14 protein-coding genes are annotated in these 12,783 nt (G+C 65.2%); 6 read left to right on the forward strand and 8 right to left on the reverse strand.

Annotated elements, in window-relative coordinates:
* Positions 1 to 196: 196 nt before the first annotated feature.
* Both ABXS05_RS21840 and ABXS05_RS21845 read right to left on the reverse strand, forming a co-directional pair.
* Positions 197 to 1,108, reverse strand: coding sequence for a sugar kinase (locus ABXS05_RS21840; protein ID WP_367625386.1), 912 nt, complete (start codon positions 1,106 to 1,108; stop codon positions 197 to 199).
* Positions 1,109 to 1,389: 281 nt separating this feature from the next.
* The gene (locus ABXS05_RS21845) at positions 1,390 to 2,592 is read right to left on the reverse strand and encodes a pyridoxal phosphate-dependent aminotransferase (protein ID WP_367625387.1); all 1,203 of its coding nucleotides are present in this window, start codon (positions 2,590 to 2,592) and stop codon (positions 1,390 to 1,392) included.
* Positions 2,593 to 2,883: 291 nt separating this feature from the next.
* On the opposite strand from ABXS05_RS21845, the gene ABXS05_RS21850 reads away from it, so the two are divergent.
* The 4 genes from ABXS05_RS21850 to ABXS05_RS21865 all read left to right on the forward strand — a co-directional run bounded on the left by ABXS05_RS21850 (position 2,884) and on the right by ABXS05_RS21865 (position 7,614).
* Positions 2,884 to 3,993: an acyltransferase family protein gene (locus tag ABXS05_RS21850; RefSeq protein ID WP_311944427.1), complete on the forward strand. Its 1,110-nt coding sequence runs from the start codon at positions 2,884 to 2,886 to the stop codon at positions 3,991 to 3,993.
* A 317-nt stretch (positions 3,994 to 4,310) separates the two neighbouring features.
* Entirely contained in the window at positions 4,311 to 6,113 is a 1,803-nt protein-coding gene (locus ABXS05_RS21855; protein WP_367625388.1) for an IlvD/Edd family dehydratase, read from the forward strand.
* Positions 6,114 to 6,212: 99 nt separating this feature from the next.
* A complete protein-coding gene (locus ABXS05_RS21860) occupies positions 6,213 to 6,914 on the forward strand; it encodes a DUF2865 domain-containing protein (protein ID WP_311944431.1) in 702 nt (233 codons plus the stop codon).
* Between the two features lie 37 nt (positions 6,915 to 6,951).
* The gene (locus tag ABXS05_RS21865; RefSeq protein ID WP_367625389.1) at positions 6,952 to 7,614 is read left to right on the forward strand and encodes a GNAT family N-acetyltransferase; all 663 of its coding nucleotides are present in this window, start codon (positions 6,952 to 6,954) and stop codon (positions 7,612 to 7,614) included.
* Positions 7,615 to 7,625: 11 nt separating this feature from the next.
* Here ABXS05_RS21865 and ABXS05_RS21870 read toward each other — a convergent pair whose 3' ends face one another.
* Both ABXS05_RS21870 and ABXS05_RS21875 read right to left on the reverse strand, forming a co-directional pair.
* Positions 7,626 to 8,075 carry a group II truncated hemoglobin gene (locus ABXS05_RS21870; RefSeq protein WP_311944434.1) on the reverse strand — a complete coding sequence of 150 codons (450 nt, stop codon included), beginning with the start codon at positions 8,073 to 8,075 and terminating at the stop codon, positions 7,626 to 7,628.
* Positions 8,076 to 8,289: 214 nt separating this feature from the next.
* Positions 8,290 to 8,955 carry an O-methyltransferase gene (locus ABXS05_RS21875; RefSeq protein WP_367625390.1) on the reverse strand — a complete coding sequence of 222 codons (666 nt, stop codon included), beginning with the start codon at positions 8,953 to 8,955 and terminating at the stop codon, positions 8,290 to 8,292.
* Positions 8,956 to 9,048: 93 nt separating this feature from the next.
* On the opposite strand from ABXS05_RS21875, the gene ABXS05_RS21880 reads away from it, so the two are divergent.
* Positions 9,049 to 9,681 (forward strand): TetR/AcrR family transcriptional regulator, encoded by a 633-nt coding sequence (locus tag ABXS05_RS21880; protein WP_367625391.1) that lies wholly within the window; start codon positions 9,049 to 9,051, stop codon positions 9,679 to 9,681.
* Here the strand turns inward: ABXS05_RS21880 and ABXS05_RS21885 are convergent.
* Positions 9,654 to 10,100 carry a DoxX family protein gene (locus tag ABXS05_RS21885; protein WP_311944437.1) on the reverse strand — a complete coding sequence of 149 codons (447 nt, stop codon included), beginning with the start codon at positions 10,098 to 10,100 and terminating at the stop codon, positions 9,654 to 9,656. The two genes, ABXS05_RS21880 and ABXS05_RS21885, sit on opposite strands and share 28 nt — an antisense overlap.
* A 255-nt stretch (positions 10,101 to 10,355) precedes the next feature.
* Positions 10,356 to 10,811 carry a redox-sensitive transcriptional activator SoxR gene (soxR, locus tag ABXS05_RS21890; RefSeq protein ID WP_311944439.1) on the reverse strand — a complete coding sequence of 152 codons (456 nt, stop codon included), beginning with the start codon at positions 10,809 to 10,811 and terminating at the stop codon, positions 10,356 to 10,358.
* A 204-nt stretch (positions 10,812 to 11,015) separates the two neighbouring features.
* On the opposite strand from soxR, the gene ABXS05_RS21895 reads away from it, so the two are divergent.
* Positions 11,016 to 11,474 carry a GNAT family N-acetyltransferase gene (locus ABXS05_RS21895; protein WP_367625392.1) on the forward strand — a complete coding sequence of 153 codons (459 nt, stop codon included), beginning with the start codon at positions 11,016 to 11,018 and terminating at the stop codon, positions 11,472 to 11,474.
* A 7-nt stretch (positions 11,475 to 11,481) separates the two neighbouring features.
* Here the strand turns inward: ABXS05_RS21895 and msrA are convergent, their stop codons facing one another.
* Both msrA and ABXS05_RS21905 read right to left on the reverse strand, forming a co-directional pair.
* Positions 11,482 to 12,180: a peptide-methionine (S)-S-oxide reductase MsrA gene (gene msrA, locus ABXS05_RS21900; RefSeq protein WP_367625477.1), complete on the reverse strand. Its 699-nt coding sequence runs from the start codon at positions 12,178 to 12,180 to the stop codon at positions 11,482 to 11,484.
* A 111-nt stretch (positions 12,181 to 12,291) separates the two neighbouring features.
* The gene (locus ABXS05_RS21905) at positions 12,292 to 12,705 is read right to left on the reverse strand and encodes a MarR family winged helix-turn-helix transcriptional regulator (protein ID WP_367625393.1); all 414 of its coding nucleotides are present in this window, start codon (positions 12,703 to 12,705) and stop codon (positions 12,292 to 12,294) included.
* Between the last annotated feature and the right edge of the window lie 78 nt (positions 12,706 to 12,783).

Genomic DNA, 12,783 nt, shown 5'->3' on the forward strand with positions numbered 1-12,783 from the left:
TGTTCCCGTTTCAATGCGACTATCCCAGCTGCTGAATCGTTTCTATACGATCAGAGCCTCCTGTCAGCAGTAGAACGGGTTCGAAGTGGCCACCGTGCCCGGTATCCACTCCTGAATTGTTCAGTCCAGGATCAGGAGACGGGCCGTTCATGCTGACAGAACATGGCATTCCAACGGCAGCCGCGTGAATTGTGAGTCACAATCCCGCCATCGCCTCGGAAGGGATGATGGCGCCGCGATGGGTGATCACGCGCGCGGCAAGGCGGTGACCCTGCAGGGCGGCTTCCGCATTGCTGCGATCGCGCCGGCGGGCGGCAAGGTAGCCGGCGTTGAAGCTGTCGCCGGCGGCGGTGGTGTCGACGGGCGAGACGGCCTCGGGCACCGGCACATGGCCATCGACGCCGCCCCGGCGCAGGAAGGCGCCGTTGGTGCCGTCCTTCACCGCGATCTCGCCGATGCCGTGGCCGGCCAGGCGGGCGATGGTGTCCTGCGGCGTGGCATCGCCCCACAGGGCCTGCTCGTCGTCGAAGGTCGGCATGATGATGTCGACCAGCGGCAGGAAGCGGCCGAAGACCTGGCGGGCGCGGGCGGGATCGCCGCCCCAGCCGCGCGGGCGGTAATTGCCGTCGAAGGCGATCGCGGCGCCGGTGGCCTTGGCCTGGGCCAGCACCTCAGCGAAGCGCTCCAGGCCCGCCGGCGCATAGAGCGACAGCGTGATCCCCGAGAAATAGACGATTCCCGCGCTCTCGATGCGGGCGATCAGCGCCTCGGCCTCGGCGAGCTCGAACAGGCTGCGGGCCGGCGCGCTGTCGCGCCAGTAATAGAAGCGCCGCTCGCCCTTGGCATCGGTCTCGATGACATAGAGGCCGGGCACCCGGCCGGCGAGGCGCGGCACGCCGGCCATGCCGACCTTCTCGCCGGCGGCAAGGTCCGCGATCGCCTGGGAATAGGGGTCGTCCCCCAGCGCCGTGGCATAGGCGACGTCGAGCCCGAGGCGGGCCGCATAGACGGCGGTGTTGAAGGTGTCGCCGCCATAGCCCAGCGACATGCCGTCCCCGCGGCGCGACAATTCCACCATGCATTCGCCGATGGAGACGAGATCGGTCATGTCGTTGTTCCTTGCGAATTCAGATCGAAGTGGAAGCGTGGGGCACTATGCCAGCATGATGGTGGCGCGACGCTGGCCGCTCCTTCGCCCCGTTCTTACGGGGAGAAGGTGAGGATGAGGGGCGGCGCAAGGGGTTGGGTGAGTATTGAGGTGCCCCTCACCCCTCGCACTTGCAAAACAAGTGCGGACCTCTCCCCGCTCGCGGGGCGAGGGGGACATCGGCGTTGCGCCTCGGCTTGCTTCGTCCCACCTTGTCCAACGCGGATCACGACGTCCATCTCCTACGCCTGCGTTCCCGGATTGGCGCTGAGGAATTCGCCCATGCGCACCAGTGCCCGCCGGATGTTCTCGGCGGAATTGGCGTAGGACAGGCGGACATAGCCTTCGCCATAGACGCCGAAATCGGGGCCGCCGATGGTGGCGACGCCGGCCTTTTCGAGGAGGGCGGAGGCAAGCGGCTTGGCCTTCCAGCCGGTCGCCCGGATGTTGGGGAAGGCATAGAAGGCGCCCTTCGGCACCACGGAGCTGACGCCGGGCAATTGGTTGAGGCCGTCGACCACGATCTTCCGGCGCCGGTCGAACTCGGCGACCATGGCATGCACCGCGTCCTGCGGGCCGGTGAGGGCGGCAAGCCCGGCCCATTGCGCGCTGGCATTGACGCAGGAATAGGAATTGACCGCCAGCTTGCGGGCGGCATCGCCCCAGGCTTTCGGCCAGAGCGAGAAGCCCATGCGCCAGCCGGTCATGGCATAGGTCTTGGACCAGCCGTCGAGCAGGATCAGGCGGTCGCGGATGGAGGGATAGGACAGCAGCGAGACATGCTGGAGCCCGTCATAGCTCATCTGGCTGTAGATCTCGTCGGAGAGGATGGCGACATGCGGGTGCGCTTCCAGCCCCTGCACCAGCGCGTCGATCTCGGCCTTGGGCGTGACGCCGCCCGTGGGGTTGGCCGGCGAGTTGAGGATGAGAAGGCGGGTCTTCGGCGTGATCAGCGCCAGCGTCTCGGCGGCGGAGAAGGCAAAGCCGTTCTCCTCGCGGATCGGCACCGGTACCGGCGTGGCGCCGGTGAACTCGATCATCGAGCGGTAGATCGGAAAGCCGGGATCGGGATAGAGGATCTCCGCGCCGGGCTCCCCGAACATCAGGATGGCCATGAACATGGTGACCTTGCCGCCGGGCACCACGATGACCTCGTCGGGCGAGACGGCAACGCCGGTGCGGCGCTCGACGTCCTCGGCCACCGCTTCGCGCAGGGGCAGGATGCCGGTGGCCGGCGTATAGCCGTGATGGCCGTCGCGCAGCGCCTTGATGCCGGCTTCGACGATATGGTCGGGCGTGGGGAAATCGGGCTGGCCGATGCCCAGATTGATGATGTCGCGCCCCTCGCGTGCAAGGTCGGTCGCTCTGGCGAGCACGGCGAAGGCATTCTCCTCGCCGATGCGCGAGAAGGCCGGAACGAGATGTGGCGCGCTGGGGGAGGTCATCGGGATGGCATGTCCTGGCGGTGCGAGGGCTGTGGCGGGAATCGCGAGCAAGGCAAGATTTAATGCGGGCGCATCCTCCTGTCTTTGCAAATCGCAGTAGGGCGCGTGTCAAGGAGGATTTCGACTTCATCCGAAAGCCGGAGAGGCGAGCAGGCCAGGCATGATTGCCTCCTTCCGAAGTCTAGTCGGCGTAGGCAGACGCTACCATGTGGCTGAATTGACGAAACAGGCGCGATCTGGCTCAGGTTGATCTTGAACAAGATCGACGACTGAAGGTTACTGGCGATGGCCGTGACGAAGCCTCAAGCGCTTTGCTCTGGGGAGCAGGAGGCTGGCCGCTCGCCGCAGCATTTGGCATCCCTGGACGGCTTGCGTGGCTTTGCCGCCCTGTCCGTGCTGATCTTCCATCTCGGCCACTGGTTCGGCATCCCGGGCCTGGCTTCCAATGCCAGCCTTGCGGTGGACCTGTTCTTCTGCCTGAGCGGTTTCGTGCTGAGCCTGGCCTATTGCAAGCGCCGGCAGTCCCTGTCGTTTTCCGGCTTCATGCGCGCCAGGCTGATCCGGCTTATGCCGCTGATCGTGTTGGGGCTGGTGGTCAGCGCGCTCTATGTCGGGCTGCGTTCCGGGCACCTGGAGGGCGAGGTGCCCTTTGCCGCTCTGACGCTGGCTCTGCTGCTCGGCCTGGTCAACCTGCCCTATCTCGATGCGCCCGGCGCCATCGGCGGGCCCCAGGTCTTCCCGCTGAACGGCCCGCAATATTCGCTGTTCCTGGAACTGGTCGTCAATGCGTTCTGGTGGGCGACCCGGCGGGTGAGCCAACTCCCGCTCGCGATCGCGCTCTTCCTCGGCTGCCTGGCGATCCTGCCCTTCACCGGCCTGGGCGGAGATACCACAGATACGCTCTGGCGCGGATTTCCGCGGGTGGGAGCTTCCTTCTTCGCCGGCGTCGCCGTTTTCCATCTGCTCGACCGCCTGCCGGGCTGGCTGGGAGGCCCGCGCCTGTTCTGGACGCTGGCGGCGGGGATGGCAGTGCTGTTCTATCTTCCCTTCGAGGTGCCGCTCTGGATGCAGCTCGTCTGGATCGCGCTGCTGGCGCCCCTGCTGATCCTGGCCGGCGCGCGCACGGCCCTGCAGGGACGGATTGCCACCTGGTCTTCCCTCAGCGGCGACCTGTCCTATCCGGTCTATTGCCTGCACTATCCGCTGTTCTGCTGGATCAACGGCCTCTATCGCCTGCGTTTCGGCGAGCAGAACGCCGGCATCGAAGGGCCGGCCGTGATCGTCATCGTCTGCGTGGCGAGTTTCGTCCTGCTCAAGCTCTATGACGAACCGCTGCGGCGGGCCCTGGCGGAGGGCGTGCGCCGCTGGACCTACCGGCCGGCATCATCCGCCGGCGCGTGAGCCCCGCCAACGACCATCCTTCACGACCATCCTTGGCGCATTTTCCCGAAAAGCCGCTGGACTTTTCGATTGAGAAAATGCGTAAAAACAAAAGCTTATCGAGGATGGCTGCGCATCTTTGCGATTCGCGACGATGCCGCCGGATCGCGAAGCGCCTCGTCCTCCGATCTCGCCCTGAAACGCCGCCCAAGGCATCGTCCCGCTATTCGTCGCTTAGGCGTTGCGAATAGTCTGACAAAAGTGTTAAGTCGTCTGGTTGCAGGAAGACTGCCACCTGCCGACGACGCAGGCGGGGCACGAAGACAGGGAGGCTTGCCATGGCTGACACCAAGAACAAGACGAAAAGATTGCGGTCGCAGGCCTGGTACGACAACCCGGACAATCCGGGCATGACCGCGCTCTATATCGAACGTCAGCTCAATTTCGGCCTGACCCGCAAGGAATTGCAGTCGGGCAAGCCGATCATCGGCATCGCCCAGACCGGCTCGGATCTTTCCCCCTGCAACCGACACCATCTCGTGCTGGCCCAGCGCGTGCGCGAAGGCATCCGCGAGGCGGGCGGCATCGCCTTCGAATTTCCGGTGCATCCGATCCAGGAGACCGGCAAGCGCCCCGGCGCGGCGCTCGACCGCAACCTCGCCTATCTCGGCCTGGTCGAGCTGCTCTATGGCTATCCGATCGACGGCGTGGTGCTGACCATCGGCTGCGACAAGACCACGCCTGCCTGCCTGATGGCGGCGGCCACCGTGAACATTCCGGCCATTGCCCTGTCGGTCGGCCCGATGCTCAACGGCTGGTGGCATGGCGAGCGCACCGGTTCGGGCACGGTCGTCTGGAAGGCGCGCGAGATGCTCGCCACCGGCGAGATCGACTACGAGAACTTCATGGAGATGGTGGCTTCGTCGGCCCCCTCGACCGGCTATTGCAACACCATGGGCACCGCCACCACCATGAACTCGCTGGCAGAGGCGCTCGGCATGCAGCTGCCGGGGTCGGCCGCCATTCCCGCGCCCTATCGCGAACGCCAGCAGATTTCCTACGAGACCGGCAAGCGCATCGTCGACATGGTGCATGAGGACCTCAAGCCCTCCGACATCATGACGCGCGAGGCCTTCGAAAACGTCATCGTGGTCAATTCGGCCATTGGCGGTTCCACCAATGCGCCGATCCACATCAACGCCATCGCCCGCCATATCGGGGTCGAGCTCGACATCCGCGACTGGCAGACCATCGGCCACAAGGTGCCGCTGCTGGTGAACCTGCAGCCGGCCGGCAAATATCTCGGCGAGGACTACCAGCATGCCGGTGGCGTGCCGGCGGTGGTCAACGAACTGATGAAGCACAAGCTCATCCACGAGAATGCGCTCACCGTGAACGGCAAGTCGATCGGCGAGAACTGCAAGGACGCCAAGATCGAGCTGCCCGACGTGATCCGCAGCTTCGACACCGCTTTGGTGCAGGATGCCGGCTTCATCGTGCTCTCGGGCAATCTGTTCGATTCGGCGATCATGAAGACCAGCGTGATCTCGAAGGAGTTCCACGATCGCTATCTCGCAGATCCCAAGAACCCCGGTGCCTTCGAGGGCCGGGCCATCGTGTTCGAGGGCCCCGAGGACTACCACCATCGCATCGAGGATCCTTCGCTCGGCATCGACGAGCACTGCATGCTGTTCATCCGCGGCACCGGGCCGATCGGCTATCCCGGCGCGGCGGAAGTGGTGAACATGCAGCCGCCGGCCGCCCTGATCAAGCGCGGTATCACTTCGCTGCCCTGCATCGGCGACGGGCGCCAGTCGGGCACCTCGGGCTCGCCTTCCATCCTCAACGCTTCGCCGGAAGCGGCAGCGGGCGGCGGCCTCGCCATCCTGCGGACGGGCGACACGGTGCGCATCGACCTCAACAAGGGCGAGGCCAACATCCTGATCTCCGACGAGGAACTGGCCAAGCGCCGGGCCGATCTCGCCGCGGCCGGCGGCTTCCACTATGCGCCGAGCCAGACGCCCTGGCAGGAAATCCAGCGCGCCATGGTGGACCAGCTCGGCGACGGTATGGTGCTCAAGCCCGCGGTCAAGTATCAGAAGGTCGCTCAGACCTATGGGGTGCCCCGCGACAATCACTAGTTGGTGACAAGATGTCACCGACATGATTTTGACGGGATGCTTGCATAGAAGGCGGGGCCGGCCATTGCCGGCCCTTCACGCTCTGCCGGGACCCGCGCCATGACTTTGAAACGCTTTGCTTTTCCTCTCGCCGCCGGATTGCTCCTGACGGTCGCCGTGGGTGGCAGCGCTCAGGCCGGCCTGTTCGACTTCCTGTTCAGGCCGCGCCAGGAATCGCGGCCGGCGCCGGCACCCGTGCCGCAACAGCAGCCGCAGCAGCAGCGTTCGCGCCCGGCTCCGGCCCCGGTGGTGAGCACGCCCAAGGCGCGCGGCTACTGCGTGCGCACCTGCGACGGCTATTATTTCGCCACCGGCTTCATCCGCTCCCAGCGCGACGAGGACATGCAGACCTCGATGTGCGAAGCCTCCTGCTCCGGCGGCCAGATGGTGCTGTACAAAGCCAGCGGCTCCAACGATGGCAGCAATGGCAACACCAAGCCGGCGATCGAGTCGGCCGTCGACAAGGCCGGCGCCCTCTACACCGCCCTGCCCACCGCCTATGCCTTCCGCGACAGCGAGAATCCGGCCTGTACCTGCCAGTCCAATGCACGCGGCCTGCCGCAGATCCCGATCTCGGTCGATCCCACCTTGCGCAATGGCGACATCGTGGTGATGCCGGATGGCCTGAAGGTGTTCCGCGGTGCCGGCAATGTGCCGCATCCCGATACGGATTTCACCTCAGTCGCCTCCTCCAAGGCCCTGTCCGGCGTGGTGCGCCAGCAGGTGCTTTCGCTTGAACAACGCATCGCCACGCCGCAATAATGTGATCATCTGATCGCATCTGCGCGAAGGACATTCGATGGATCTCTCGACCTGGAACGGCGTACCGCGGCCGGAGCGCGTCGTGCTCGATGGACGCTATGCCCACCTGGAGCCGCTCGATCCGGCACGCCATGGCGCCGATCTACTGCATTCGGCCCAGGAGCCCGGGGCCGATGGGCGTTTCCGCTATCTGTTCGAGGGCGTGCCGGGGAGTGCCGCCGACTTCTCGGCCTGGCTCGACAAGGCGTCCTCGACCGCCGATCCGATGTTCTTCGCGGTGATCGACAAGGCGAGCGGCAAGGCCGAAGGCCGCCAGGCCCTGATGCGGATCGACCCCGTGCATGGCGTCATCGAGATCGGCAGCATTCTCTGGGGCCCGGCGATCGCCCGCACCAGGGTGGCGACGGAGGCGCTCTATCTCTTTGCCCGCTACGCTTTCGAGACGCTCGGCTATCGGCGTTTCGAATGGAAGTGCCACAATCTCAACGAGCCGTCCAAGCGGGCTGCGACCCGGTTCGGCTTTACCTTCGAGGGTGTCTTCCGCCAGCACATGGTGGCCAAGGGCCAGAACCGCGACACCGCCTGGTTCTCGATCATCGACGGCGAATGGCCGCGCCTGAAGGCGGGCTATGAAGCTTGGCTCGACCCCGCCAATTTCGAGGCGGACGGCCGGCAGAAGAGCAAGCTGAGCTTCGATTGAAAAGGCTCGCTCTAGGACGGGTTTGAACCCGCTCGATCGGCAGTTCCGTCGCTGCGATTGCGCAGCGGATTGACGTCGTGCACCAGGCGGGCGGCGGTGGTCAGCGCCTTCATGGCCCTGTTCTTGACCTCAGGCGGCAAACCGGCCTGGTCGAAGGCCTTGTCCATGCTGCGGATCCAGATGTCGCGGGTCTCCGCGGTAATCGGCACATGGGCATGGATGGCGCGGACGTCCGAATGTCCGTGGAATTCGACATAGAGGCGCGGCCCGCCGAAGAAGCCCATCAGGAAGCGGGTCTGCTCGACCCGGGAATGGGCGACGCCATGGCCGTCGAGATGCAGCACATGGAGGGCCGCCGCCGCCGGATCCTGCTCGACGATGTCGTAGAACAAATCGACAAGGCGAGAGATACCGTCTTCGCCGCCCAATTGCTGGTAAACGGAGGGAAGCTGCTGTTGCATCGTTTCGACCTGTCGAGCGCTGCACCGGTTGTATCGGTATCGTGCTTGCAATTTGCCGGCTCGGCAATCTGCCATCACGTCGCGGCTGGCCCGACCGGGCGGGGCGGTGGGCGGCCCGATGTGCTGCCGCTTGCGACAGGAAGCGCTGGAGGGGCCGGAGGTTCGCCCCCAGCCCCTTGGGGCATTCCGATGCCTTGCCGTATGGCCCGCGAGCTTAGCCGATCCGCATCGAGAGCTCGACGTCCTCGCCGAAGGGGGTCGACAGATAGCCCCGGGCCGGCGAACGTACGCGGGCGAGATAGTCGGGGCTGTAGTCGGCATTGTCGGCGACGATGAGGGCGCCGGGCTTGAGCCGGCTCTCCACCAGATCGAGGATCTCAGGATAGAGGGCCTTGGCGCCGTCGAGCAGGACGAGATCGATCGACTCGGGCAGGTCGGTGCCCAGCGTGCGCAGTGCATCTCCCTCCCGGATCTCGACGAGATCGAGCACGCCGCCGGCGGCGAGGTTCTGCCGAGCCCGTTCCAGCTTGGAGGGCTCGAACTCGCTGGTGATCAGGTGCCCGCCGCCATTGTCCCGCAGCGCTGCCGCCAGATGCAGGGTCGAGATGCCGAACGAGGTTCCGAATTCGATGATCGTGCGGGCCCGGCAGCTTCGGGCCAGCATATAGAGCAGCAGGCCGGTTTCGCGCGAGACGGCGAGCGGCAGGTCCTTCAGGCGGCCATAGAGGTCGAGATATTCGGTCTTGCTGCGCATCAGGCGCTCCCGTTCCGGGCGGGAGAGTTCGGCCACGGCGGGGATCGTTGTCGGCGAGGCGGCATCGGCCTCTTCGAACAGGCGGTCCAGCAGGAGCGCAAGCGGGGCGCTGGTCAGGGTGGTCATGGTAGGCTCCGGTTTGGGGAAAACGCATTCTTGCGCCGGACTAGAAATACGACTAATTCGTCGCATTCACTATTCGCATTGGCGCCTATCCCGATGACCGATCGTCGAAACTCTTGCGTTTCCTCACGAAAACAGCCTCGGCAGACCCGCTCGACCGAGCTGGTCGCCGCGATATTGGAGGCTGCCATTCAGGTTTTGCGCCAGGAAGGCGCGCAGCGCTTCACCACTGCGCGGGTGGCCGAAAAGGCTGGCGTCAGCGTCGGCTCGCTCTATCAATATTTCCCCAACAAGGCGGCGATCCTCTTCCGGCTCCAGAGTGACGAATGGCGGCAGACGAGCGAGCTGCTGCGCGCCATCCTGCAGGATGGCGCCAAGCCGCCTCTCGAAAGGCTGCGTATTGTCGTCCATGCCTTCATCCGCTCCGAATGCGACGAGGCTGCGGTGCGGGTGGCGCTCGACGATGCCGCGCCGCTCTATCGCGACGCACCCGAAGCGGAGGCGGCCAGGGCGGCGGGGGACGGCGTCGTCGAGGCCTTCATGCGGGAGGCGCTGCCCAAGGCTGCTGAAACGACACGAACCCTGGCCGGCGACCTCATCACGGCGACATTGAGTGCAGTGGGCAAGCAGTTTTCGGAAAGCCCTCGAACGCTAGCCGAGATCGAAGCCTACTCAGATGCCATGGCTGACATGTTGTGCGTCTATCTCGAGCGCCTCGGCGCGGGCTGAGCCGAAGCCGGAACGGTCGACGGCGTTCGGCGCGCGAGGATGGCGGCCAGAGCCAGGCCGCCGATGAGGGAGAGGTGTTCGAGCGCCACCGTGAGGTCGCGCAAGGCCTCTTCACCCGTCTTGGTCCAGAAGGGATGGACCAGCGGGATGGTGAGCAAGGTGAAGACGGCGAGGGCGCCTGCCGCCAGCCAGGCACCGCGGTTGAGGATGATCGCCGCCGAGGCGCCGAGCTGCAGGACGAGGGTGGCAGCATTGACCAGCCAGCCCGGCCTGAGGCCGAAGCTCTCCATGATGGCCGCATTGGCGCTGAAGTCGATCAGCTTGGCGAGCCCGCTGGACCAGAACACGAAGGTCAGCAGGATGCGGGCAAATACCAGGAAGGCGGTCGAGCCGAGGATCGCGGCAATGACATGCGACATGGCTCAGGCTTTCCCGCGGGCGAGGCAGATCCTGCCCGATGCGATGCTGGGGGCATGAAGCCTGTTGCAACCGCTGGGCAGTTCGCAGCGGCCCGGCGGCTGGGTCTTGTCATCGATGGTGTCGTGCACTGTCGGCTCTCCTGATGCGACCGCGGTCGCTTGCCGACAGGATTTATAGAACCTCAATCATGGTTGAGATCAAGAGGCGTTGCGCGGCTAGAATCGGGAGCGGCGTTTCGTCGCTCCCGATCGGCTTTATCGCTTGGATGTCAAGCATCTGGGCCCGGATCCTTGCCTGGAGAGTTCGTCGTCGGGATTGCGCAGCGGGCATTCCTCCAACGACAGGCAGCCGCAGCCGATGCAACTGGCGATCTGGTCGCGCAACTGGGTGAGGCCAATGATCCTCTCCTCGAGCATGCCTTTCCAGGCATCGGTGAAACGCTGCCAGTCACGTGCATTGGGGACATGGTCGTGCGGCAGATCCGCCAGCGCCTCGCGAATCACCGCCAGCGGGATACCGGCGCGCTGGGCAATGCGGATGATGGCGATGCGGCGCAGCACGGCGCGATGATAGCGCCGCTGATTGCCGGCGCTGCGCCAACCCTCGATCAGGCCCTTGGTCTCGTAGAAATGGATGGTAGAGACGGCGATGCCGCTACGTTTGGCAACATCGCCCACGCCGAGGGGCTGCTTGACGGTGACTTCTGCCATGATTCAAGAACCTCAATTATAGTTGAGGGTGTAGCGAGATCCGTTGGCGTGCGATAGAGCCTCTCCCTGGCGTGCGGCGCTTCCCGAGGCGGACGTCGCGACATGAAGGCACATTGCTGAGATGTTCGCGTTCCAGGGAGGTTTGCCGATCGGAGCCGATCAAGCCAATGTTCCCGAATCATCGTCTCATGCCACGAGTCCTGTATGTCTCTCCGCCGCGCCACCAGAACCGAGATCCCTGCTGTCACCACCCTGCAGCAGGCAGCCTATGCTCCCCTGAAGCAGCGCATCGGCATGGCCCTGCCGCCGCATGACGCCGATTTCGCGGCCCTGTTCGAGACGATGGAGATCTGGGTGTCTGGTCCATCCGAGGCGCTGGAGACGGCCCTCATCATCGAGCCGAAATCCGATCACCTGCTGATCTGGAGCCTGGCCGTGGTGCCCGCGCTCAAGGGCCGGCGCCTCGGCTCGGTCCTGCTGGACTTCGCCGAGGACCGGGCGCGACACGACGGGCATGGCCTGGTGCGGCTCTATACCAATGAGCGTTTCACCGAGAACGTCGCCTGGTACCAGCGGCGCGGCTATGCGATCGAGCGGATCGAGGAACGCCCCGATCGCCGCATCGTGCATTTCAGCCGCAACGTCACGGTTCCTGCTTCGTAGTTCGGCCTCAGCGGCCGGCCACTAGGACTGGATCACTGCGATAGACAGTCGGGAAGAGCTGCTGCAGCGCGGCTACCTTGGGCAGGTCGTTGATAGCGATATAGGGCTGGGTCGGATGGCGGGTCAGGTAATCCTGATGATAGGCCTCTGCGGAAAAGAAGCCCCGCAACGGCGCGATGCGCGTCGCGATCGGGCGGGCGAAGGTTTTGGCGCCGTCGAGCTGGCTGACATAGGCGGCGGCGATCCGGGCCTGCTCCGCGCTGGTGGTGAAGATCTGCGAGCGATATTGCGTGCCGCTGTCGGGGCCCTGGCGGTTGAGCTGGGTGGGATCATGCGCCACCGAGAAATAGATCTGCAGGATCCGCCCGTAGGAGATGAGGCGCGGGTCGAAGCGGATGCGCACCGCCTCGGCATGACCGGTGGATCCGGTCGAGACGGTTTCATATCTGGCGGTGTCGGCCGTGCCGCCGGCATAGCCCGAAACCGCCGAGGTGACGCCCTTCACGTGCTGGAACACACCCTGCACGCCCCAGAAGCAGCCGCCTGCCAGCACTGCCGTCTCCGACGCCGCGCTCGGGCGGCTATCGAGGGTGGGGGGCGCTACCAGGCGCGGCGCTTCCTCGGCGCTCGAGGCTGAAAACCACAGGCCGGTGCCGAGGCTGGCCGCCAGGCCCGCCGCCATGAACAGAATGCCACGCCGTTTCATCATCGTCCTCCATCCGTCGGATTGCCTGTGATTATACGAGCGGATGGGGAGGCTTCGTTACGCCTCACGCCGATTTGAGGCCGGCCCCGGGGGCCAATGCCGGCGACGTGATCAGCCCCGGAAAGCCTGCAGGAGCGCGGAAAGCGCCGGCCCGATGGCCGCCAGTTCCTTCAGGTGGGTTTCCGACAGGGTCTGCAGCTTCTGCCTGCCGGCTTCGCTCAGCCGCACCAGCACACGCCGGCCATCCGCCGGATCGGCCATGCGTTCGACCAGGCCGAGCTTGCTGAGCCGGTCGACCAGCTCGACCACGCTGTGGTGGCGCAGGATCAGGATCTCGGCCAGCTCGCCGATCGAAAGGGCGCCGTCCTGCGACAGGCCCGCGATGGCGAGCAGGACCTGATGCTGCTGGGCCGTCAGTCCCGCCGCGCCGGCCGCCGCTTCGCTGAAGACCAGGAATTTGCGCAAGGCATGCCGGAATCGCGCCAGGGCGGCGTAATCAGGATCTTGCTGCCGCTTGGGGTCCATGGTTCTGCGATTCTCCTGTCTGCCGCCATCTCTACGAAAATCCATTGACTTGCGCAAAATATATCGTATTGCGATACA

Origin of the sequence: Labrys neptuniae (assembly GCF_040797145.1) — a bacterium.
Taxonomy (GTDB): domain Bacteria; phylum Pseudomonadota; class Alphaproteobacteria; order Rhizobiales; family Labraceae; genus Labrys; species Labrys neptuniae.

What these genes read in the sequence shown, in the direction of transcription:
- ABXS05_RS21905 (WP_367625393.1), bottom strand. Translation starts at nt 12,705, where the DNA reads ATGGACCCCAAGCGGCAGCAAGATCCTGATTACGCCGCCCTGGCGCGA.
- ABXS05_RS21860 (WP_311944431.1), top strand. Translation starts at nt 6,213, where the DNA reads ATGACTTTGAAACGCTTTGCTTTTCCTCTCGCCGCCGGATTGCTCCTG.
- ABXS05_RS21875 (WP_367625390.1), bottom strand. Translation starts at nt 8,955, where the DNA reads ATGACCACCCTGACCAGCGCCCCGCTTGCGCTCCTGCTGGACCGCCTG.
- ABXS05_RS21840 (WP_367625386.1), bottom strand. Translation starts at nt 1,108, where the DNA reads ATGACCGATCTCGTCTCCATCGGCGAATGCATGGTGGAATTGTCGCGC.
- soxR (WP_311944439.1), bottom strand. Translation starts at nt 10,811, where the DNA reads ATGGCAGAAGTCACCGTCAAGCAGCCCCTCGGCGTGGGCGATGTTGCC.
- msrA (WP_367625477.1), bottom strand. Translation starts at nt 12,180, where the DNA reads ATGAAACGGCGTGGCATTCTGTTCATGGCGGCGGGCCTGGCGGCCAGC.
- ABXS05_RS21845 (WP_367625387.1), bottom strand. Translation starts at nt 2,592, where the DNA reads ATGACCTCCCCCAGCGCGCCACATCTCGTTCCGGCCTTCTCGCGCATC.
- ABXS05_RS21855 (WP_367625388.1), top strand. Translation starts at nt 4,311, where the DNA reads ATGGCTGACACCAAGAACAAGACGAAAAGATTGCGGTCGCAGGCCTGG.
- ABXS05_RS21870 (WP_311944434.1), bottom strand. Translation starts at nt 8,075, where the DNA reads ATGCAACAGCAGCTTCCCTCCGTTTACCAGCAATTGGGCGGCGAAGAC.
- ABXS05_RS21895 (WP_367625392.1), top strand. Translation starts at nt 11,016, where the DNA reads ATGTCTCTCCGCCGCGCCACCAGAACCGAGATCCCTGCTGTCACCACC.
- ABXS05_RS21865 (WP_367625389.1), top strand. Translation starts at nt 6,952, where the DNA reads ATGGATCTCTCGACCTGGAACGGCGTACCGCGGCCGGAGCGCGTCGTG.
- ABXS05_RS21885 (WP_311944437.1), bottom strand. Translation starts at nt 10,100, where the DNA reads ATGTCGCATGTCATTGCCGCGATCCTCGGCTCGACCGCCTTCCTGGTA.
- ABXS05_RS21880 (WP_367625391.1), top strand. Translation starts at nt 9,049, where the DNA reads ATGACCGATCGTCGAAACTCTTGCGTTTCCTCACGAAAACAGCCTCGG.